At 58.5% G+C, this 18,891-nt stretch carries 21 protein-coding genes; 9 read left to right on the top strand and 12 right to left on the bottom strand.

The window, feature by feature from the left end:
* Nucleotides 1–355: 355 nt before the first annotated feature.
* Nucleotides 356–2,317, bottom strand: coding sequence for a HAMP domain-containing methyl-accepting chemotaxis protein (locus ACZ9DP_RS06690; RefSeq protein ID WP_476200885.1), 1,962 nt, complete (start codon nt 2,315–2,317; stop codon nt 356–358).
* A gap of 301 nt (nt 2,318–2,618) precedes the next feature.
* Here ACZ9DP_RS06690 and ACZ9DP_RS06685 point away from each other — a divergent pair, with 301 nt between their 5' ends.
* Nucleotides 2,619–3,359, top strand: coding sequence for an SDR family oxidoreductase (locus tag ACZ9DP_RS06685; RefSeq protein WP_476200883.1), 741 nt, complete (start codon nt 2,619–2,621; stop codon nt 3,357–3,359).
* Here the strand turns inward: ACZ9DP_RS06685 and ACZ9DP_RS06680 are convergent.
* The gene (locus tag ACZ9DP_RS06680) at nt 3,310–4,248 is read right to left on the bottom strand and encodes a LysR family transcriptional regulator (protein WP_476200881.1); all 939 of its coding nucleotides are present in this window, start codon (nt 4,246–4,248) and stop codon (nt 3,310–3,312) included. The genes ACZ9DP_RS06685 and ACZ9DP_RS06680 overlap by 50 nt on opposite strands.
* Nucleotides 4,249–4,381: 133 nt before the next feature.
* Nucleotides 4,382–5,197, bottom strand: a complete 816-nt coding sequence (locus tag ACZ9DP_RS06675; protein WP_476200880.1) for a class I SAM-dependent methyltransferase — start codon at nt 5,195–5,197, stop codon at nt 4,382–4,384.
* A gap of 101 nt (nt 5,198–5,298) precedes the next feature.
* Between ACZ9DP_RS06675 and ACZ9DP_RS06670 the strand changes: the two genes are divergently transcribed.
* The 5 genes from ACZ9DP_RS06670 (at nt 5,299) to ACZ9DP_RS06650 (ending at nt 9,829) form a co-directional block, all read left to right on the top strand.
* Nucleotides 5,299–6,429 (top strand): ABC transporter substrate-binding protein, encoded by a 1,131-nt coding sequence (locus ACZ9DP_RS06670; protein WP_476200879.1) that lies wholly within the window; start codon nt 5,299–5,301, stop codon nt 6,427–6,429.
* A gap of 92 nt (nt 6,430–6,521) precedes the next feature.
* Nucleotides 6,522–7,658, top strand: coding sequence for an ABC transporter substrate-binding protein (locus ACZ9DP_RS06665; RefSeq protein WP_476200878.1), 1,137 nt, complete (start codon nt 6,522–6,524; stop codon nt 7,656–7,658).
* The gene (locus ACZ9DP_RS06660) at nt 7,658–8,725 is read left to right on the top strand and encodes a FecCD family ABC transporter permease (protein WP_074072092.1); all 1,068 of its coding nucleotides are present in this window, start codon (nt 7,658–7,660) and stop codon (nt 8,723–8,725) included. The genes ACZ9DP_RS06665 and ACZ9DP_RS06660 overlap by 1 nt, the downstream gene beginning before the upstream one ends.
* Nucleotides 8,719–9,471: an ABC transporter ATP-binding protein gene (locus tag ACZ9DP_RS06655; RefSeq protein WP_239600502.1), complete on the top strand. Its 753-nt coding sequence runs from the start codon at nt 8,719–8,721 to the stop codon at nt 9,469–9,471. Before ACZ9DP_RS06660 ends, ACZ9DP_RS06655 begins: the two co-directional genes overlap by 7 nt.
* Nucleotides 9,472–9,661: 190 nt before the next feature.
* Nucleotides 9,662–9,829: a Thivi_2564 family membrane protein gene (locus ACZ9DP_RS06650; protein ID WP_022716243.1), complete on the top strand. Its 168-nt coding sequence runs from the start codon at nt 9,662–9,664 to the stop codon at nt 9,827–9,829.
* A 110-nt stretch (nt 9,830–9,939) separates the two neighbouring features.
* Here the strand turns inward: ACZ9DP_RS06650 and ACZ9DP_RS06645 are convergent, their stop codons facing one another.
* The 3 genes from ACZ9DP_RS06645 to ACZ9DP_RS06635 all read right to left on the bottom strand — a co-directional run bounded on the left by ACZ9DP_RS06645 (nt 9,940) and on the right by ACZ9DP_RS06635 (nt 11,100).
* Nucleotides 9,940–10,110 (bottom strand): hypothetical protein, encoded by a 171-nt coding sequence (locus ACZ9DP_RS06645; RefSeq protein WP_167378018.1) that lies wholly within the window; start codon nt 10,108–10,110, stop codon nt 9,940–9,942.
* Between the two features lie 111 nt (nt 10,111–10,221).
* Entirely contained in the window at nt 10,222–10,431 is a 210-nt protein-coding gene (locus ACZ9DP_RS06640; RefSeq protein WP_194731021.1) for a cold-shock protein, read from the bottom strand.
* A 363-nt stretch (nt 10,432–10,794) separates the two neighbouring features.
* The gene (locus ACZ9DP_RS06635) at nt 10,795–11,100 is read right to left on the bottom strand and encodes a DUF982 domain-containing protein (RefSeq protein WP_476200875.1); all 306 of its coding nucleotides are present in this window, start codon (nt 11,098–11,100) and stop codon (nt 10,795–10,797) included.
* Nucleotides 11,101–11,337: 237 nt separating this feature from the next.
* On the opposite strand from ACZ9DP_RS06635, the gene ACZ9DP_RS06630 reads away from it, so the two are divergent.
* Complete coding sequence (locus ACZ9DP_RS06630; RefSeq protein ID WP_476200873.1) at nt 11,338–11,685, top strand: helix-turn-helix domain-containing protein; 348 nt, start codon at nt 11,338–11,340, stop codon at nt 11,683–11,685.
* Between the two features lies 1 nt (nt 11,686).
* Complete coding sequence (locus ACZ9DP_RS06625) at nt 11,687–11,911, top strand: hypothetical protein (protein WP_194731019.1); 225 nt, start codon at nt 11,687–11,689, stop codon at nt 11,909–11,911.
* Nucleotides 11,912–11,952: 41 nt separating this feature from the next.
* Here the strand turns inward: ACZ9DP_RS06625 and solA are convergent, their stop codons facing one another.
* The 6 genes from solA to ACZ9DP_RS06595 all read right to left on the bottom strand — a co-directional run bounded on the left by solA (nt 11,953) and on the right by ACZ9DP_RS06595 (nt 17,801).
* Nucleotides 11,953–13,119: an N-methyl-L-tryptophan oxidase gene (gene solA / locus ACZ9DP_RS06620; RefSeq protein WP_476200871.1), complete on the bottom strand. Its 1,167-nt coding sequence runs from the start codon at nt 13,117–13,119 to the stop codon at nt 11,953–11,955.
* Between the two features lie 10 nt (nt 13,120–13,129).
* Nucleotides 13,130–14,623: an HAL/PAL/TAL family ammonia-lyase gene (locus tag ACZ9DP_RS06615; RefSeq protein ID WP_239600497.1), complete on the bottom strand. Its 1,494-nt coding sequence runs from the start codon at nt 14,621–14,623 to the stop codon at nt 13,130–13,132.
* Nucleotides 14,620–15,396 (bottom strand): ABC transporter ATP-binding protein, encoded by a 777-nt coding sequence (locus ACZ9DP_RS06610; RefSeq protein ID WP_194731016.1) that lies wholly within the window; start codon nt 15,394–15,396, stop codon nt 14,620–14,622. The genes ACZ9DP_RS06615 and ACZ9DP_RS06610 overlap by 4 nt, the downstream gene beginning before the upstream one ends.
* A gap of 28 nt (nt 15,397–15,424) precedes the next feature.
* Nucleotides 15,425–16,129 carry an ABC transporter permease gene (locus ACZ9DP_RS06605; protein WP_283072586.1) on the bottom strand — a complete coding sequence of 235 codons (705 nt, stop codon included), beginning with the start codon at nt 16,127–16,129 and terminating at the stop codon, nt 15,425–15,427.
* Nucleotides 16,130–16,138: 9 nt separating this feature from the next.
* Complete coding sequence (locus tag ACZ9DP_RS06600) at nt 16,139–16,864, bottom strand: ABC transporter permease (RefSeq protein ID WP_476200869.1); 726 nt, start codon at nt 16,862–16,864, stop codon at nt 16,139–16,141.
* Nucleotides 16,865–16,958: 94 nt separating this feature from the next.
* Nucleotides 16,959–17,801 carry a transporter substrate-binding domain-containing protein gene (locus tag ACZ9DP_RS06595; RefSeq protein ID WP_476200867.1) on the bottom strand — a complete coding sequence of 281 codons (843 nt, stop codon included), beginning with the start codon at nt 17,799–17,801 and terminating at the stop codon, nt 16,959–16,961.
* A 197-nt stretch (nt 17,802–17,998) separates the two neighbouring features.
* On the opposite strand from ACZ9DP_RS06595, the gene hutC reads away from it, so the two are divergent.
* Nucleotides 17,999–18,763, top strand: coding sequence for a histidine utilization repressor (gene hutC / locus ACZ9DP_RS06590; protein ID WP_476200866.1), 765 nt, complete (start codon nt 17,999–18,001; stop codon nt 18,761–18,763).
* Nucleotides 18,764–18,891 lie beyond the last annotated feature (128 nt).

Below are 18,891 nucleotides of genomic sequence, written 5' to 3'. Positions count from 1 at the left end.
ACTGTATAAGATGAGGCGACGCTTTGATCGAGGCAGCAGGACGGCCGCGCCGTGCAGAGATTCACGAAGAATGCGCCACTCTCCCCGTTTGACAAGTCCTCCTTCGACCTGTGCGGCTTCGCATGCATTAGTATTACTTTATGCACACATTAGTGTCTTCGTAAATGTCTGACGAGATCAACGCATATCCAGAGAACGAACAGAATATCCGCTGCGCGTGGGGATTGTCGTTTCAGGAGGGGTTGAAGGATGGGCCGAAAGCGTGAGACCCATTTCGCAGACACGATTTGAACATGAAAAGGCCCGCAAAAGCGCGGGCCTTGAATGTCATCTCCGGGCACGTGGCGAGGGATTGTCAAAATTCCTCCCAATCCGCCGACACCGCAGCCGCGGCTTGGGGCTTTCCACCAGTGAAAGCTGATGAAATTTTACGGATCATGGCAGCAGGCGCAGAGGGTCTCGGCAGGGGGGCGAGGCCCGCTTGACGGACGGCCACCGACTTTGCACCGTCGAAGCGGAACTTTGCCAGCTGTGCTGAAAGCGCTGCTGCTTCAGCTGCCAGTTTTTGTCCGGCGGCCGACGTCTCCTCGACCATCGCCGCGTTCTGCTGGGTCGATTGATCCATCGCATTGACGGCATTGTTGATTTCCCTCAGAGCCGTCGACTGCTCCTTTGCCGATTCAACGATCGAATCGACATGGCGGTTGATCTCCTGCACTTCCAGGACGATTTCCGTCAGTGCCTTGCCTGTTTCGTCAACGAGCGCCACGCCGGAGCGCACCTGTTCGGCGGATGTGTGGATCAATTGTTTGATTTCCTTGGCGGCCCTGGCGGAGCGCTGCGCCAATTCCCGCACTTCCTGTGCCACCACGGCAAAACCCTTGCCGGCCTCGCCCGCACGGGCCGCTTCAACGCCGGCATTGAGCGCCAGGAGATTCGTCTGGAAGGCGATTTCGTCGATGACGCTGATGATGTTGTTGATCTCGCTGGACGAACTTTCGATTTGCCCCATCGCAAGGACGGCGCGCTTGACGACGTCGCCCGACCGTTCGGCATTCTGCCGAGTTTTGGCAACAACAGTGCGCGCCTCTTCAGCGCGTGCGGTCGAGCCATTAACGGTTGCTGTAATCTCGTCGAGCGCGGCTGCAGTTTCTTCGAGGGAAGCAGCCTGCTGTTCCGTGCGGCGAGCAAGGTCGTTGGAGGCCGTGCTGATTTCGGCTGCACCAGCGTCGATCGAGGACGCGTTGCCGCCAATCGCCTTCAAGGACGACTGCAACTTGTCGGCGGAATTGTTGAAGTTTATGCGCAGCGTGTCGAGCGCCGGACCGAATGGCCGGACCAGGCGGAAGGCGAGATCGCCGTCGGCCATTGCCTCAAGTGCCTGACCCAATTGCGCAACGGCATCGTTGGTTTCTGTTGCGGCAGCCTCACGCTCCCTGGCGGCGCCTTCGAGCTGCTCGCGTTCTGCAGCGGCGCGTCTCGCGTCGTTCTCGGCCCGGTGCGTCGCCTGTGCACTGAGCGCGTCGCGCACGGCGCCGACGGCGCGCGCAAGATCACCGATCTCGTCGCGGCGTATATCGAGCGAGGAATCGGCTGCGACCCCTTCTCCGCCAGCCATGTGCTGCAGTGCCGATTGCAACTTTGCGATCGGCCTCGTAATCGAGCGGCTTGCAAAAAAGGCCACGACGATCGCCAATATGATGGCGCCGGCCAGTGAGCCGAACGCCAAAGTCTGGAAACCGCTGGCGGACTGACGAACGTCGCCGCCGACCTTCTGGTTCAGGGTCTCCTGGTAATCGATGAATTTATTGATGGCGCCGAGCCAAGCGACGAACAGCGGACGGGCCTGTTCAAGCAGGATTTTCTTTGCCTGCGCTCCATCGCCTTTTACCTGCAGATCGATGATCTGGCCAACGAGCGGATTGGTTTTCGATTGGATGTCGGCAATCTCAGCAAGGATTGTCCTTTCCTCGGCCGAAGCGCCTGCCGGCGAAGACACCATCTCCGCCATTTTTTTCTCGTTGACGGCATAGGCCTCGGCCAGTTTCGCGATCAGTTCCACCGCTGCCTGCCGGTCTGCAGTTGCGTCGACCAGGGTAACATCCCGGATTGCAATAGCCCGGTCGTGCACGCTGCCGCGGTAATTGATGGCAAAGCGCTGCTTGACGCTGTTGACGTCGTTGATCTGGCTAAGATCGTTATTGATGATGTTGACCTCGGTCACCGAATACTGGGTCAGCGCCAGCATCAGGAGAAGGAGGAAACCGAAGCCGATCCCCAAGCGTGTTCCAATTCGAAAACGGGTCATTTTCCTCATCAGTATTTCCAGTCAAATTTGGCCAGGCGAATGGCATTTGCTATATAAGTAAAATTCACTACAAATCTTAAATAACATTGAAGTATCCAAAATATTCTATCCTTCAACCGACCAGTCATAATATAGTATATGGCGATCAGGTCGCCACAAAATACAACGGCAAGTTATACATTCGGACCTAGACGCTCCCGCAGCGCCCCGGCGCTCCATCGGAGCTTTCGATAGTGCCATCGTTTTTCTCCGTTTTCTGTGTCTGGCCTTCTTTGCCAATTTCTCGGCTGCGGCAATCACCTGCAGGAGAATGGAAGACATGGCTATATTTTCGAATTCAAGGATCCTCGTTGCCGGGGGCGGTTCCGGAATGGGCCTGGCGCTGACGAGGCGCTCTCTCGCCGCCGGTGCGGAAGTCGTCATTGCCGGGCGGAACGCAGAAAAACTGAAACGCGTCAGACAGGAACTACACAACCCCGCGGCACTCCACACGGCCGCAATCGATATAACACAGGAGGATCAGGTCGCCGGCCTGCTTGGAAAGATCGGTCGGCTCGATCACATCGTCAGCACAGCCGCCGATATCGAAGGCGCTTATGAGCTTTTGCCATCGCTTGACCTTAAGGCAGCGCAACGGGTCGTGGAAAGCAAGATTTACGGACCGTTGCTGCTGGCAAAGTATGGCGCACCTTTGCTCCCGGCCGGCGGCTCCATGACCTTTACATCGGGTATCGCAGCCTACAGGCCATCGGCACGCGGGGCAGTTGTGGCCGCCGTCAATGCCGCGTTGGAGGGACTGGTGCGCGCCCTTGCGATCGAGTTGGCACCGATCCGTGTCAATGCCGTCTCGCCCGGTTGGGTCGACACCCCCATTTGGACCTTTGTGGCCGGCGACAAGAAGGACGACGCGCTGGGCGCAATGGCAGATAGGCTGCCGGTCGGACGCGTGGGACGTGCGGACGATATCGCCGACGCCATCAGCTTCCTGATAGGCAATACCTTCACGACGGGAACGGTATTGCACGTCGAGGGTGGGCATCGGCTGATCTAGCTGGCCCGAAGGCATCGCTTGCCGCCGCCAGCAGCAACTTCAGGGCTGGCGGTTGCACGCGCCTGCGCCGCCAGATCATTACAAGCAAAGCCGCCTGCGTGGCGTTTGGCCAAGACATCTCGCTGATTTCGCCGCGATCAAGGGCATCGACGACCGCAAAACGCGGAACCAGACCTAAGCCTGCACCTTCGGCCACGAGCCGCCCAATTGTGCCTATGCTGTCAACTTCGGCGGCAAGCCTCGGTGCGGCAATGCCTGCTTCAGCAAACGCCTTGTCGAACAGATGCCGGTAGACGCACCCGACCTCGGTCACCACGAAGCGTGCCGAAGCAATCGCGCTCAAATCGAGTTTCGTTGATGCGAGTTCCCGTCCAGGAGGCGCAATCAGAACTAATGGCTCCGCGGCAATCGTGCGCTTGGCGAAACGTTCGCCGACGCCCTGCTGATCGAAGCAGAAGGCGACTTCGATTTCGTTTGCTTCGAGCTTTTGCAGCAGGCCGCCGCTGCCGGCGACCTTCAACTTGAGATCGATGCCGGGATGTTGGCTTTGAAAACCGGACAGCCATCTTGGAAGCTTGACGGAAGCAATCGTCTCCAGCGCACCAATCGTAATCGACCCGGCATTTTGCGCTGTGATTGCTGCCACGGCTGCGCGGGCCTCGTCTGCCAAGATCAGGATGGCTTGGGCATGGGCCCTCAACACCTCGCCTGCTTGCGTCAGCTCCAGACCTGATCTCGATCGGATAAAGAGAGCCGTGCCAAGTTCGATTTCCAGGGCTTGGATCTGGTCGCTGACGCTCGATTGTGCGAGGTGAATTTCTGCCGCTGCCCGCGTGAAACTTCGGTGCCGGACAACCGCAAGGAATGTCTTGAGTAGTCTAGGATGCATCGAGAGGGGCCGCAGCGCCAAAATCAGCGCGATAGAATAGCGAGATGAGCGCCGACGCTGTCATGTCGCGCGCATGCCGTCAATGGATTGCAGAACGATTGCAGTGAGGAAGCGCCGAGATCCCATCAAAGCCTTAGCGAGGTTTGCACGCACTGATCGCGTAGCGATGCTGGAGGCCTCTGGAAAGCGCCTTGAAATAGTTCCAGTGGCGGGCCTGCGCTTTGTGCACTTCCCGCAGGTTTTCATCGATCTGGATGTGTTCGAAACCGGCATTCTTCAAAAGTGCGGCGATCTTGTCCGCCCGCGCTCCCTTTGAGAAATAGACCCGCGACAGGATACTGCTATGGATCTCTGCCATTCCGGGCGCATGCCCCGGATCCGCTTTCAAAAGTCCGCCACCTTCGAGCAATTTCATCACACGCTTCACCAGCCGCTCGGCAAAATTGGCACTGACGAAATCGCCATCGACGATCAGCAGCGTTCCGCCAGGCTTCAGCACACGCATCCATTCCGCGAAGGCTTTTTCGGGATCAACCAGCGTCCACACCAGATGGCGGGTCACGATGACGTCGTAAGTGTCATCCAACTCCGTGGTGTTTTCGACATCAGCCATTCGGAAACTGATCATGCGGCCACGGCTCTTTGCTTTGGCACGGGCTCGTTCCAGCATCGGCTCGGCCCAGTCGAGGCCGGTCACCTCGAAACCGAGATCGTCCATGAGATGGGAAATGACCCCCGTGCCGCTCGCCAGGTCGAGCGCACGCCTGCCCTCTCCCGCCCCAAGATGCTTTACGATCAACCGATGCCAGGCGCTGCGCTCCGTCTCGGTGAAAATCTCGTGGCCCGGCGACTGGTCGAAGGACTCGGCTCTGGCCGACCAATAGGCCTTGATCTCGTCACGAAGCCCGTAATTCTCGCCGCCCGCCACTTGCCCGTCCATTACCGTCATGCCAGCCAGTCCCAGTTTGAAATTGTTCTAATAGATATAACTTGACGATTACTATCATAAAATAATAGACGGCATTTCAGTTTTCCACGGAGTGAATTTTAATGCGCATTACAGGCAAAGCGGCCGTTCTTGCAATGGGCCTTGTCGTCACCGCCGTCTGGCCGGCCCTTGCCGAAAAGATCACCGTGAAGGACGTGACCGGGCGCGAGGTTGAGGTGAACGCCCCCGTCAAGCATATGATCCTCGGCGAGGGCCGACAGATCTATTTTCTCGCAGCACTGGATAAGGAAGCCCCCTTCGAGCACGTCGTCGGGTGGCGCGACGACCTGCCGAAAGCAGACCCTGAATCCTACGACGCCTACCTTGCGAAGTATCCCGAGATTGCCAAGCTGCCGACCTTTGGTGGCATGAAGGACGGCACCTTCGATATCGAACAGGCCGTCGCGCTGAAGCCCGACGTGATCTTGATGAACATCGACGCGAAGACCGCGACCGAAGAAGCCGGATACATCGAAAAGCTCGGTAAAGTCGGCATTCCGCTCGTCTATGTCGACTTTCGCGAAAAGCCGATGGAGAACACCGAGCCCAGCATGCGCATCATGGGCAAGCTGATGGCCAAGGAAGCGCTTGCGGAAGACTTCATCAAATTCCGCGCCGACAGTATCAAGCGCGTGACCGACGCGCTTCAAAAGGCCAACCCGCCGAAGCCTGTCGTCTTCGTCGAACGCGCGGGAGGCTATTCCGAGGATTGCTGCATGTCCTTCGGCAACGAAAATTTCGGCAAGATGGTCGAAATTGCCGGCGGTACCAACATGGCCAAGGACATCATCCCCGGCACGTTCGGAACGGTCAATCCCGAGCAGATCATTGCTTCCAATCCGGACCAGATCATCGTCACCGGCGGCAACTGGGACAAATATGTGCCCGGCGGCGCCTGGGTTGGCGTTGGCTATGGCGCAGATCTGAAGGAAGCCCATCGCAAACTCGAAGCCCTGACCAAGCGTCCGGCCTTTACTGGCGTCAAGGCGGTGACCGATCATAATGTTCATGCCATCTGGCACCAGTTCTACAACAACCCTTACCAGTTCGTCGCCATCCAGGAGATCGCGAAGTGGCTCCATCCGGATCTGTTTGCCGATCTCGATCCTGAGGGGACCTTCAAGGAATTGCATGCCCGCTTCCTGCCGCTCGACTACAAGCCGGGATATTTCGTTTCCCTCAAGGACGAATGAGCATGACTAACCGGGCCGACCGCGCAGAAGCGTACCGTCGGCCCGACCATTTCTCACCGGCGCGCGAATTCCGCGTCGATAAGGAGCCTCCCATGCGGTTTTCTGCCATTCGACACATCGCCGCCATCCTGCTTGGCCTGGTTGCGTTACCCGCGACGGCAGCCGAGATCACCGATGTTGCGGGCCGCACACTCAAGATCGACCTGCCGGCAAAACGCGTCATCGTTGGCGAGGCACGGCAGATCCACGTCATCGCCGCCCTTAAGGGTGACAAGACTTTCGATCAGATTGTTGGCTGGCGCGATGATCTGATCAAGAAGGATCCAGACAGTTACACAGCCTATGTCGAGGCATTTCCCAAGATTGCCGACCTGCCACGTTTCGGTTACCTGCCCCAAGGTGAGTTCAGCCTCGAAGCGGCAATTGCGCTCTCGCCTGATGTCATCACCCTCAATCTGGAAGCGCAAAAGTCAGCCACAGATAGCGGCTTTGAGGAAAAGGCCGCCGCCGCCGGCATAAGGATCGTCTATCTCGATTTTCGCCTCGATCCGGTTCGCAACACCGAGGCGTCGATCGAACTGCTCGGTCGCCTTTTCGGCGCCGAAGACCGAGCCAAGGAATTTATTGCCTATCGGCGCGCGCAAATCGCCCGCGTGACCGACAGGCTCGCAACGATCAAGGACCTGAAACGCCCGAAGGTCTTTGTCGAGCGGGCGCCGGGTATTTCCGGGGAAAACAACTGCTGTCGCACCTTCGGACCCGTCAATTTCGGCGCCATGGTGGAAGAAGCCGGTGGCCATAATGTCGCATCAGATGTTATTGCCACGACCTTCGGCGATCTCAACCCCGAACAGCTTGTCGTGTCCGATCCCGAACATGTGATTGTCACCGGCTCGAACTGGGCAGCCGAATCCGACATCAACCAGTTTGTGCCCGTGGGCCGCGACGCGGATATGTCGCTTGCCCGCGACAGGCTCGCAAAACTGATGACGCGCGCACCCTTTCCGGCGCTAAAGGCTGTTAGGAGCGGACAAGTTCACGCCGTGTGGCATCAGTTTTATGGCGCGCCATACGAGTTCTATCCGATCCAGCAATTTGCCAAATGGCTTCACCCCGAGCTGTTTGCTGATGTCGATCCCGATCAAACATTCAAGGAATTTCATGAGAGGTTTCTTCCCGTGACCTTCAAGCCTGGCTATTTCGTATCGCTGGAACGGGGATCAAACTGATGGCTGAGGCAACCCAGACACTCGTTGCGCCGGCGGGACGCGTGCGATATCGCGCTCTAGCAACGCGCAGGATCCTGATCCTTACCGGGTTGGTTGGCGCGCTGTGCCTCAGTGTCGCGGCCGATATGGCGCTTGGCCCGGCGCGCTACAGCCTGACGGAGGTTATCTCGGCGATCTTCGGCCCTGGTGAAGTTGCAAACCAGCTGAGGGTCGTTATCTGGGATATCCGCATGCCGATCGCGCTGATGGCGATCACGGTCGGCGCATCGCTTTCGGTCGCCGGTGCCCAGATGCAGACGATCCTCTCCAATCCATTGGCGAGCCCTTTTACGCTTGGCATTTCGGCGGCCGCCAGCTTCGGCGCAGCACTCGCGCTGGTTGGCGGCGTCTCCCTGTTTCCCGGAGCCATCGAATACGTGGTGCCGCTGAACGCCTTTATCATGGCGATGGTCGCCGCACTCTTCATCCACTTCGCCTCCACGATGCGCGGTGTCAGCGTCGAAACCATCGTGCTGCTCGGCATTGCCCTGGTCTTCACGTTCAACGCAGCCCTCTCCCTCCTCGAATATCTGGCTTCCGAACAGGCGCTCGCGGCGGTCGTCTTTTGGACCATGGGCAGCCTGACGAAAGCCACCTGGGCCAAGGTCTATTTCACCGGGGCGGTGCTTCTCGTCACCGTGCCGCTGTTCATGAAGGATGCCTGGGCGCTGACCGCTCTTCGCCTCGGTGACGACAAGGCTGCCAGCATGGGTGTCAATGTCCGCCGCTTGCGGCTGCAGACAATGATGATCGTCAGCCTGCTTGCGGCAATCCCCGTCTCCTTCGTCGGCACCATCGGCTTCGTCGGGCTTGTTGGACCGCATATTGCCCGCATGCTGGTCGGCGAGGACCAGCGCTTCTTCCTGCCAGGAGCCGTCATCTGCGGCGCGCTTCTGTTGTCGACGACATCGGTCGTCAGCAAGATGCTCATTCCTGGCGCCATCCTTCCGATCGGCGTGATCACCGCGCTCGTCGGCGTTCCCTTCTTCTTCGTTCTCATATTCAGTAACCGGAGGCGTGCATGGTAGCTCTTGCGCTTCAGGACGTTGGAGCCGCTTACGGCCGCAGGACGGTGCTTTCCAGCGTCAGCACGGACATGCTCCAGAGCGGCAGTGTAACGGCGGTGATCGGCCCCAACGCGGCAGGCAAGTCGACATTATTCAAACGCATCGCCTCATTGATCTCCGGGCCGGGGCTCGTTGAACTCTCCGGCACGGAGCGCGGGCCGAGAACGATCTGCTACATGCCGCAGGATACCGGCGCCAACGCCGTCCTGACGGTCTACGAATCGATCCTGCTGTCTGCCAAACAGGGCAGCGGCTGGCGCGTTCACGACGATGAGCTCGCCGAAATCGACACCGTTCTGAAGGCACTGCGGATTGAGGATCTCGCATTTCGAGAGCTCGGGGAGCTTTCCGGCGGGCAGCGCCAGCTGGTATCGCTGGCACAGGCGCTCGTGCGCCGACCCGAGGTCCTCCTCATGGACGAGCCGACTTCCGCGCTCGACCTGCATCGCCAGGTGGATGTCCTTACCTTCATTTCCGACCTGGCAGCGCGCAAGGGCATGATCGTTCTGGTCGCGCTCCACGATCTCAACCACGCTCTTCGCTACTGTCAGAATACGATCGTCATTGCCGACGGTTCCATGGCGATCAGCGGCGATACATCGGCCGTCATCACATCCGAAATGCTCCGCGACATCTATAAAGTCGCAGCCCGCATCGAGACCTGCTCGCAGGGACGCGCCCTGGTCATCGTCGATAACGCCATATAGCGGCGAAGCTGCACAGATGCGGCATTCAGAGGGGAAAGACGAGTGCCGGGGGCCTCATGGCCGCCCCGGCCGATACGTCGGTCGAATTAAAGAGCATTTGGAAACGTCAATCCCGCTCTTTCCTTTACCCTGCCATCCGTTAGTTAAACGCCTGTTGTCCAAAGGCTTTCATCCACAGGAGTAAGGATAAATGGGTGCGTCAGTGATAATCGGAATCTTGATCACATTTCTCGTAATCATTCTCGTCTTATACTTGGTTCAGCGGCTGCCGATCGATGCCCGCATGCGCCAGATCGTGCAGATTATCGTGATAATCATCGGCATTGTATCGCTCCTGAAGTATCTGGCCGTTTGGTAATATCAGGCGGACTGCGCCTGGCCGACAACAATGAGCCGTCGGCCCTTTGTAGCGAAGACAATGCCCGCTGCTTTAGAGCAACGGGCACTCTTGATCCGGTCGACGCCGGCTTATCGTCCGTTGGCATTCCTGCGAACCTTGTCGCTTTTCGCCTTCACTGATGACGTCTTAGCGTCATAGGCCTGTCCGAAATTGGTACCACCCAGATGCCCGCCGGCGCTCGTGTTGGCGACCTGGCGCTTGGCCCGCTGAAGAAGGTGATCTGCATTGGTTTTCTTCATCTCGTAGCTCCAAAATTGGAAATTAAAAAAGGCCGGGCAATCCCGACCTCAATTCGTCGTAACGGACAATGCCAGTAAATCCGTGGTCAGTGGCCGATCTGGTTGAATGGCTCACGCAGCGAGAAGATTCTCGGCGGCATTCTTTCCGCTTTTATTGTCGCGCACGATGTCAAAGGTGACCTTCTGGCCTTCCCTTAGATCAGACATGCCGGAGCGCTCTAGTGCAGAGATGTGAACGAAAACGTCCGTTGATCCATCGCTTGGCTGAATGAAGCCGAAGCCTTTGGCCGAATTGAAAAATTTAACAGTTCCGCTGTTCATGACGATTACCTTTCAATCGCACAGGATTAGTCGCTCGGCCGCATTGCCGACGACGGATGATCGATTTTGAGAGGAAAGACCGCCTTGAGCGCGAAGGGCGCCAAAACAAAGCTTAACAGGCAAGTTCGATGCCCGGCTTTTAGGCGACAACTGTGTTTACATAAAGGCTAGAGCGCACTACCGGGGCTGGCATGCGCGTCTGAAACGAACGAGGCCCGCCGCTTGCCAAGTGACGGACCTAATTTTCGTGTTCTAGGAGGATGAATGCAGTCGCTACGCATTACCTTCGCGACACCGCCAGAATGCGCGTCGACCATTAAAAAATCATAACAATGCCGTCGGCTTCGCGCCGACGGCCGTCAATTATGCACTTATTGCAAGGTTCGGCGATGATGCTTGTGTACGTGCGGCGAGGGTGCCTGCCAATGCCGGCATGCCAGCCTCCAGGCAGGCTGCGATAAATGCTTCGCGGGCCACCTCTGCGGGGACGACTCGGCTCAGTGCTCCCCGGCACTGGTTGACGGCTCGATGGTAGCGCTCACCTCGCCGCTCGGGCCACTCGTTCTCAAGGAAATCAATGGTTTCAAAGGCTGAGTTAAATGTCCGCTCAAGTCCGCACTCCAAGCGGACCGTTACCGGAGCCCGCCAAGGCACCTCACTGACAAGCATGGTGTTTTCTCCTCTCTAGATGCCGCTATTCGACCCAAGAAAATATTGGTTTTGAGAGGTTTTCGTTCAAGAGGTAATGGCCTAAACCAATCGGATGAGGTCCTGCAGCGATCGTGATCAGGACGCATTCATTTTGAGAATACCGGGCGGGCGCTTCTGACATCTTGATTGATCAAAATCGCTCAGTGTGATAATTAGTATCCTCACGAACAGAGGCGGCTAGCGGCTCAAATCACCATGCGTGAAATCAATCACATCACCGGCAAACAGCTGGCAGCGGCGCGTGTGTTGGCGGGTCTTGGTCAAGTCGAACTTGCCAAGGACGCCAATGTTTCTGCTCCCACCTTACGCCGGATGGAAGCCAGCGATGGAGAGGTCAAGGGTATGGCTAACAACGTCGTCGCCGTAGTTCGTGCCCTCGAAGCGGCCGGCATTGCCTTCCTCGACGGCGACTATTCAGGCTCCGGCGGCCCAGGCGTTCGCCTTCTGGCATCTGCGCGCGGGTCGATCGACGTCGATGAGAAACAGACGATTCAATACCGCGAAGTTTTCGAAAACGATGCACCTCCTGGTGCAGGTGGCTGATATGGAAGAGCATTTCGGCAATCACCGCGACGAGCCGCTTACGTCTGAAGATCTGACCGTCTGCAATAACGTCCTTGATGATCTGTGTGCTCAGATGGATATCACCGACAATGAAACGGTCGCACGTCTGGCGTCGATCATCATAGAATTATATCGCCAAGGCGTGCATGAACCGGAGCAATTGAAGCTCTTGGCGGGCGCGACGCGTGATGACCCCGACGCGTGACAGACGGCATGCGTCATCGGTTGCCAGCAGCAGTCGCTTGGTTACTTGACGCCCAGAGGTTGCGAATGGCGATGTCTTTCGAGGGCGTCAAAAGAGAAAGCCGCGATCTCCAACGCGGTGCCACCATCGAGTGCAAGGTCAGACAGAATCTCACCGACGATGCTCGCGAATTTGAAACCATGCCCGGAACAGGGCGATGCAGCGACAATGTTTGGCTGTCCGGGCAAAAGGTCGAAGAGGAAATCCTCGCTCGGCAACATCGTATAGCGGCAGGAGGCCGCGCGAACACGAAGCCCGGCAGCCCCAGGCAGACGTCTGGACGCAAAGCCGTCGAGCAGTGCGGTATCCTGGTCGTTGATCGGCGGATTGGGTTCGTTGGGGTCGATCGGCTCGCGGAAATGCGCGTGGCGGCCAAGCTTGATGCCGTCGGTGCCGATCGCAGGGAAGCCAAAATAAGAACCTTCCGCACCTTCATCGCGCAGGAAACATGGCATGCGCTGCGGCTCTGTTACAAAACCGTCTTTTGGCTGATACCACGCCACGACCTGACGGATCGGGGTCGCGTGTGATTTCAGGTGCGGAACGAGTTCCGCAATCCAGGATCCCGTCGCGATGACGACCTTTCTGGCGTGGTAGCGGCCACTCGCTGAAGAGATAGTGACACCGCCGTCACCCGGATCGAGCGCCATAACCTTCTCCCCAAAATGGAGCATCGCTCCGCTTTCGGCCGCAAGTTTGATGTAGCCCATGACGGCAGCTTCCGGGCGCAGATATCCGCCTTGCGGATCGAGGATCGCAACCTCATCGTCATCGAGCTGAAAAGCAGGAAAGCGGCGCGCCATTTCCGCCGCGTCGAGCTCTTCATGGGCAAGACCGTGTAGCCTGCACGAAGTGCGCGTGCCGCTCACAATCTTGCTGTCTGGCGGACCAATCTGCAACACGCCGGTGATGGTCAGGATATCGGTCCTTAGACTGGTTTCGAGCGCTCGCCAGTTGCGATAGGCACGTTGAAGAAGCGGCACATAGGACGGGTCCTCGAAATAGCCGAGCCGAATGAGCCGGCTGTCGCCATGCGACGAGCTCATTGCATGCGCGGGAAAATAAGCGTCGATACCAATCGCTTTGACGCCGCGGGCGGCGAGAAATGCAAGTGCTGCGCTTCCCATGGCCCCAAGGCCAATCACAGCGACGTCGAATCGAGCGATCATGGCAACCCCTTTAAGTATCCGCCGGTGGCGAGCGATCCCGAAGCAAAGTGCGCAACGCCTCCATGTCCCCACCAAGCGGGCGGTCATCGGCATAGTGCAGCACATGCGCACGCACGATAATATGGATTTCTTCCGTTCCTCTCGCCCTCGGCGCCGTCGCCTCGAGAAAATCATGGGCCTGGGCTGCAGCCATCAATTCGATCGCCAGGATGTATTCAGCATTATCGATGACGGAAAGCAGCTTGTTTGCAGCAGCTGTCGGATGCGCGAGAAAATCCTCCTGCAGTCCCGATGTCAGGCCGCCATCCGTCGAGGCCGGAGCAGCAAGACGGCGGTTCTCATTGCTGAGCGCCGCAGCCGTGTACTGGGCGATCATGAAGCCGGAATTGCTGCCGGCATCACTGGCAAGGAAAGGCGGAAGCCCGCTTACCAACGGATTGACAAGCCGATCAATTCGCCTCTCGCTCATTGCGCCGATTTGAGCGATTGCGATTGCAAGGCTGTCGGCCGCCTGCGCGAGTGCCGGAGCAACGGCATGCGCTTCTGACGAGACGATCGGATTGTCCGGCGTGCCCGAGATCGCCGGGTTGTCGGTGACGGATGCGAGCTCCCGGTCGACGGTCTCGGCTGACTGCTCGAATACGTCGCGCGCGCCGCCATGCGCATGCGGTATCGCACGCAAGCTGAGCGCATCCTGCGTACGTCTTGCGAGGGCGGCCGCAACAAGCCCGCTGCCCGAAAGCCGATTGCGGATGGACGCACCGACCGTCGCGATACCCCTCGAAGGGCGAAGCGCAAGCACCGCTTCGTCGAACGCTGCCAGCTGGCAGCCGGCAGCTTCCAGGGTAAGGGCGGCGATTGCATCGGCCCAATCGAGCAGGCGGGCGGCACGTGCGAGAGCGATGCTCGAAAGACCGGTCGCGCAAGCCGTGCCATTGACAAGGCTCAGCCCTTCTTTGGCCTTGAGGACGAGTGGCGCAAGCCCGATCGCCGTCAACGCGTCTCGCCCGTGCATCGGACGACCGGCCACGCGCGCAGAACCCTCCCCAATCAAGACGAGCGCACTATGGGCATTATGGGTGAGATAGCCGGCTGAGCCTTTCGACGGCACATCGGGAATGCAATCCCTCTCGAGAAAGGCAGCCAGGTTGCTGACGATTTCCGGCCGCACGCCTGAATGGCCGTGGGCAAAATTGGCGATCTGCGCGGCAATAATCGCCCGCACCTCGCGTGGTGCCAAGAGCGGGCCGACGCCGCATGCGTGACTAAGTACGATATTGCGCGAAAGTCGGCTTTGCGAGCTACGATCAACGACCGTATCCGACAGCGCGCCGACGCCGGTATTTATACCGTAGGCTCGCACCCCGCTTTCGACGATGCGCCCGACGATACGGGCAGCGTGGGCGATACGTTCCTCTGCAGCCGGCGACAGTGCAAGTGCCTCGCCTTCGCCGACCTGAGCGATGTCGCGCCAGCCAAGCCTGTCCCCGATCGTGACGGTCATTGTCCGCTTCCGAAATGGCCAATGAACTGGCGAAAGGCTGGCGATGCGCCGCCGCCGAACATTTCGTCCGGCGCGCCACTGCTTTCCACAAGACCTTCGCGCATGAAGATGACGCGATTAGAGACGTTGCTGGCAAAACTCATTTCATGGGTAACGACGAGCATGGTCATGCCCTCTTCGGCGAGCGCACGCATGACGCGGAGTACCTCACCGACGAGTTCTGGATCAAGTGCAGAGGTCGGCTCGTCGAAGAGCATCACCTTTGGCTTCATCGCAAGCGCGCGCGCGATCGCGGCGCGCTGCTGCTGGCCGCCGGAAAGATGCGCCGGATAGGCATGACGCTTGTCGGCGATGCCGACTTTTTCGAGCAGCGCCTCGGCTTCGGAAATGCATTCTGCACGCGGCCGTTTGAGGACATGCACGGGGCCTTCGATCACATTCTGCAGGATGGTCATATGTGACCAGAGGTTGAATTGCTGAAAAACCATGCCGAGTTCGGAGCGGATATGATCGACCTGCTTCTGGCTCGCGGGCCTGCTTCTTCCGTTCTTATGCACCATCTGGATCTCTTCACCATCGACCCAGATCTCGCCACTCGTCGCCGTCTCGAGAAGGTTGATGCAACGCAGGAACGTCGATTTGCCGGAGCCCGAGGCGCCAAGCAGCGAAATCACATCGCCATCCTGTGCGTCGAGGGAAATTCCGCGTAACACCTCGTGAGTTCCGAAGCTCTTGCGGATGTTGCGGACCGAAAGTCGGGTTAGACCGGGCATGAAGGCTCCAATCGGGTTCAGTCTGATCCTACGCCTTCAGCGCCGCCGGAACGGCGCGGCGATGTCGGGAGAGCGAATATTCAAGCAGGGTCATGCCCTGAAGGATAATGAAGTTCAAAACAAGGTAGATGAGGGCAGCACAGAGGAAGACCTCCATCGTGCGATAGGTCTGCGAGATCAGACGCTGGGCGACACCTGTGACCTCCCATACTGTGACGAGGCTTGCGAGAGCCGTCGACTTCATCATCAGCACGATCTCGGTCGAATAAGCAGGCAGGGCGTGCCGGAAAGCGATGGGCGCCAGGATGCGGCGCACAAGCAGCAAGCCCGACATGCCGATCGAGCGGGCGGCCTCGATCTCCCTTGGAGAGATTGCACGAATGCCGCCGCGGAAGATTTCAGCCGTGTAGCCGGCGGTGCAGAGCGCCAGCGACAGGACCGCACAGACGAAAGGCTCGCGCAGGAACGGCCAGAGGAAGGAATAGCGGATGAAACCGAATTGCCCGAGGCCGTAAAAGACGAGAAACATCTGGATCAGAAGCGGTGAGCCGCGGAAGATAAAGACGTAGCCCTTGGCAATCGCCGAAAGCACCCGATTGCCGCCAATGCGCATCCAGACGATCAAGAGCGCCAAAAGGAGGCCGAAGAAGATCGACGCGGAAAAGAGCGCCAGCGTCATCGGCACGGCCTTCAGAAGCGTGATCATGGTCTGCGACAGAAAGGTGAAATCCATGGTCGTTCCTCAGGCCTGGCCCATCGAAGCTGCCGGCATGCTGCGGTTTGTCCGCCGCTCGGCACCGTTGAATACCCGATCGGAAAGGCTCGTCAGGATCAGATAGAGCGCGCCACCGACGATGAAGAAGAGGAAATATTGCCGGGTAGAGCCGGCCGCGACCTGGCTGGTCCGCATCAATTCGGCGAGACCCGTCACCGAAACCAGCGCCGAGTCCTTGAGGCTCAATTGCCAGACATTGCCGAGACCGGGAATGGCAAAACGCAGGACCTGTGGCATGATAATGCGGCAAAAGCGCAAGCCACGGGGCATGCCGATTGCGGATGCCGCCTCAAGTTCACCCTTGGAAATCGCAAGGTAGGCGCCACGGAAGACCTCCGCCTGATATGCGCCTGAAATGATACCGACGGCCAGCGCACCGGCCGCGAAGGAAGGCAGTCCGAGGAAACCCTCGTAACCCATGGCCGTGCCGATCGCCGTCATCGCGGATGATCCGCCGAAATAGATCAGATAGATGATCAGCAGTTCGGGAACGCCGCGAAAAACGGTGGTGTAGAGACTGCCGATGGCAAAGAGCAGCCAATTGCCGGATAGCTTGGCGCCGGCGACGATCGTTCCGAGCAGCGCCCCGATTGCGAGCGCTGTCGCCGTCACGGCGAGCGTCGTCGCCGCACCGAGCAGCAGCAGTGCCCCCCACCCCGTCGAGCCGAAGCCAATCAGTTCCAGTGTCGCCATATCCGTTCTCCGCGCTGCCCTTGAAGGGGCTGTCAGAATAACATGCGGTCCCCGTCAAAAAAGCGGGGGCCGGAAGTTCGGCCGGAACCGGCGCTTACTGTTGCGGGCTGACGTCGACCTTGAACCACTTCATAGAGAGGTTTTTGACGGTGCCATCGGCAAGGGCCGACTTGATGGCCTGGTTGAACTTGTCGCGCAGATCCGTATCTGCCTTGCGCAGTCCAAGACCTTCGCCCTCGCCCCAGATGGAGCCGGCGATTTCGGGACCGGTAAAGGCAAGCGCACCGTTTGCGGCTTGGAACGCGTTGTTGAAATAGACCGCATCGTCGAAGCCGAGATCGATACGGCCGCTCTGCAAGTCAAGGTCGCGGTCTGCACCGGTCTTGTATTCACGAATCTCGGCGATGCTGCCGAAGTTGTCGTAGACGAATTTGGCGTAGACAGTCGCCGCCTGAATGCCGATCGTCTTGTCCTTGAAGGCTTGCTTGAGGCCTTCAATTTCCTTCACCCCAGTCTGGCCGGGGGTCATCTTGATGGTCGTGCCTGTGCCTGCGGCGTTGGCAAGCGGACTATCCTTTGCTGTCGCAAAGGCGGCGGGGGTCGCGGCATAGGGAACCGTAAAGTCGATAATCTTCTTGCGCTCCTCGGTGATCGACAAGGCGTCCATGATGACGTCGAACTTTCCGGCGTTGAGCGCTGGAATCATCCCGTCCCAGTCGGAGGCGACGAGCTTGCACTCGATCTTGGCACGTTCGCAAAGGATCTTGGCGAGTTCGGGTTCGAAACCGCCAAGCGAGCCGTCGGCATTCGTCAGATTCCACGGCGCGTAGGCGCCTTCGAGCGTTATCGTCGCGGTCTTCCAATCCTTGGCGGCGAGCGGGGCGGCGAAGGCTGCAAGCGTAAACCAGGTAGAAAGAAAAAGCGTCTTGAATCTCATTATCATCAATCTCCTCTGAAGTTGTCATTGACCTTGTGGCTGCATGAAACCGGTCTGCGCCGGCTTGCCTGTCGTCATCGATTTTACTCGAAGGCTCGATCAGGAGGTTGTATAGGGTACCATATGAGAGATTTCATGATATGCAAGAGAAAAGTCTGTTTATCGGGCAGATTCCATCGATGCAAAAGGAATGGGCAATGAAGCGTCCGGGCGAGATGAAGCGCGAGTTTTCGGAAAATGACACTGCACCGCTTTATGCCGGCGTCAAACAGATGATCCTCGATCGCATTCACAGCGGCGAATGGCCGCCGAAGCATCGCGTGCCTTCCGAGAATGAACTCGTCGTCGAGCTCGGCGTCAGCAAGATGACCGCCAATCGGGCGTTGCGCGAGCTTGCCAGCGAGGGTGAGCTGGTGCGCATCCAGGGCGTCGGTTCGTTTGTTGCGGAGCGCAAAGGCTATTCTGCGCTTTTTGAAGTGCGTAATATTGCTGATGAGATTGCCGAGCGCGGAAACGCGCATGAGGCAGCGGTCATTATTCTTGCGAAAGAAACCGCCTCCCCGGAAGTGGCTGACGCGCTGGAGCTCGAAATCGGCGGCTTTGTCTTCCACTCGCTCATCGTTCACAGTGAAAACGGCGTTCCGGTGCAAATCGAAGACCGCTTCGTCAACCCGTCGGCGGCGCCGAATTACCTGGAGCAAGACTTCTCTTCAGTGACGCCGAATGCTTATCTCACGGCCGCAGCGCCATTGAGTGGATCCGAGCACGTCGTCGAGGCGGCAATGCCGAGAAGCTGGGAATGCAAGCTGCTGATGATCTTGAAAACGGAACCATGCCTTGCGATCCGGCGACGGACCTGGTCGGGCAAGAAGATTGTCTCGACTGCCAGACTTGTCTATCCGGGGCACCGCTATCGGCTGGAAGCGCGCAGCGGCAGGATGGTTGACGAACAGGGTATCTGAGTTCCATATGGAAGTTAACGTGGGCAACTCGGAGGTGAAGGGTTCAGAGCGTCTCCGCCTTGGGGCCAATCAGCCATCAGTGCCTTGTAGTGTCTTCAACGTCAGTCTGAGATGGCGTTCTGCGAAGG

The sequence above is a fragment of the Rhizobium sp. USDA 4016 genome (assembly GCF_056279705.1).
The sequence above is the reverse complement of the archived record's forward strand: the minus strand, read 5'-3'. Positions and strand labels throughout refer to the sequence as shown.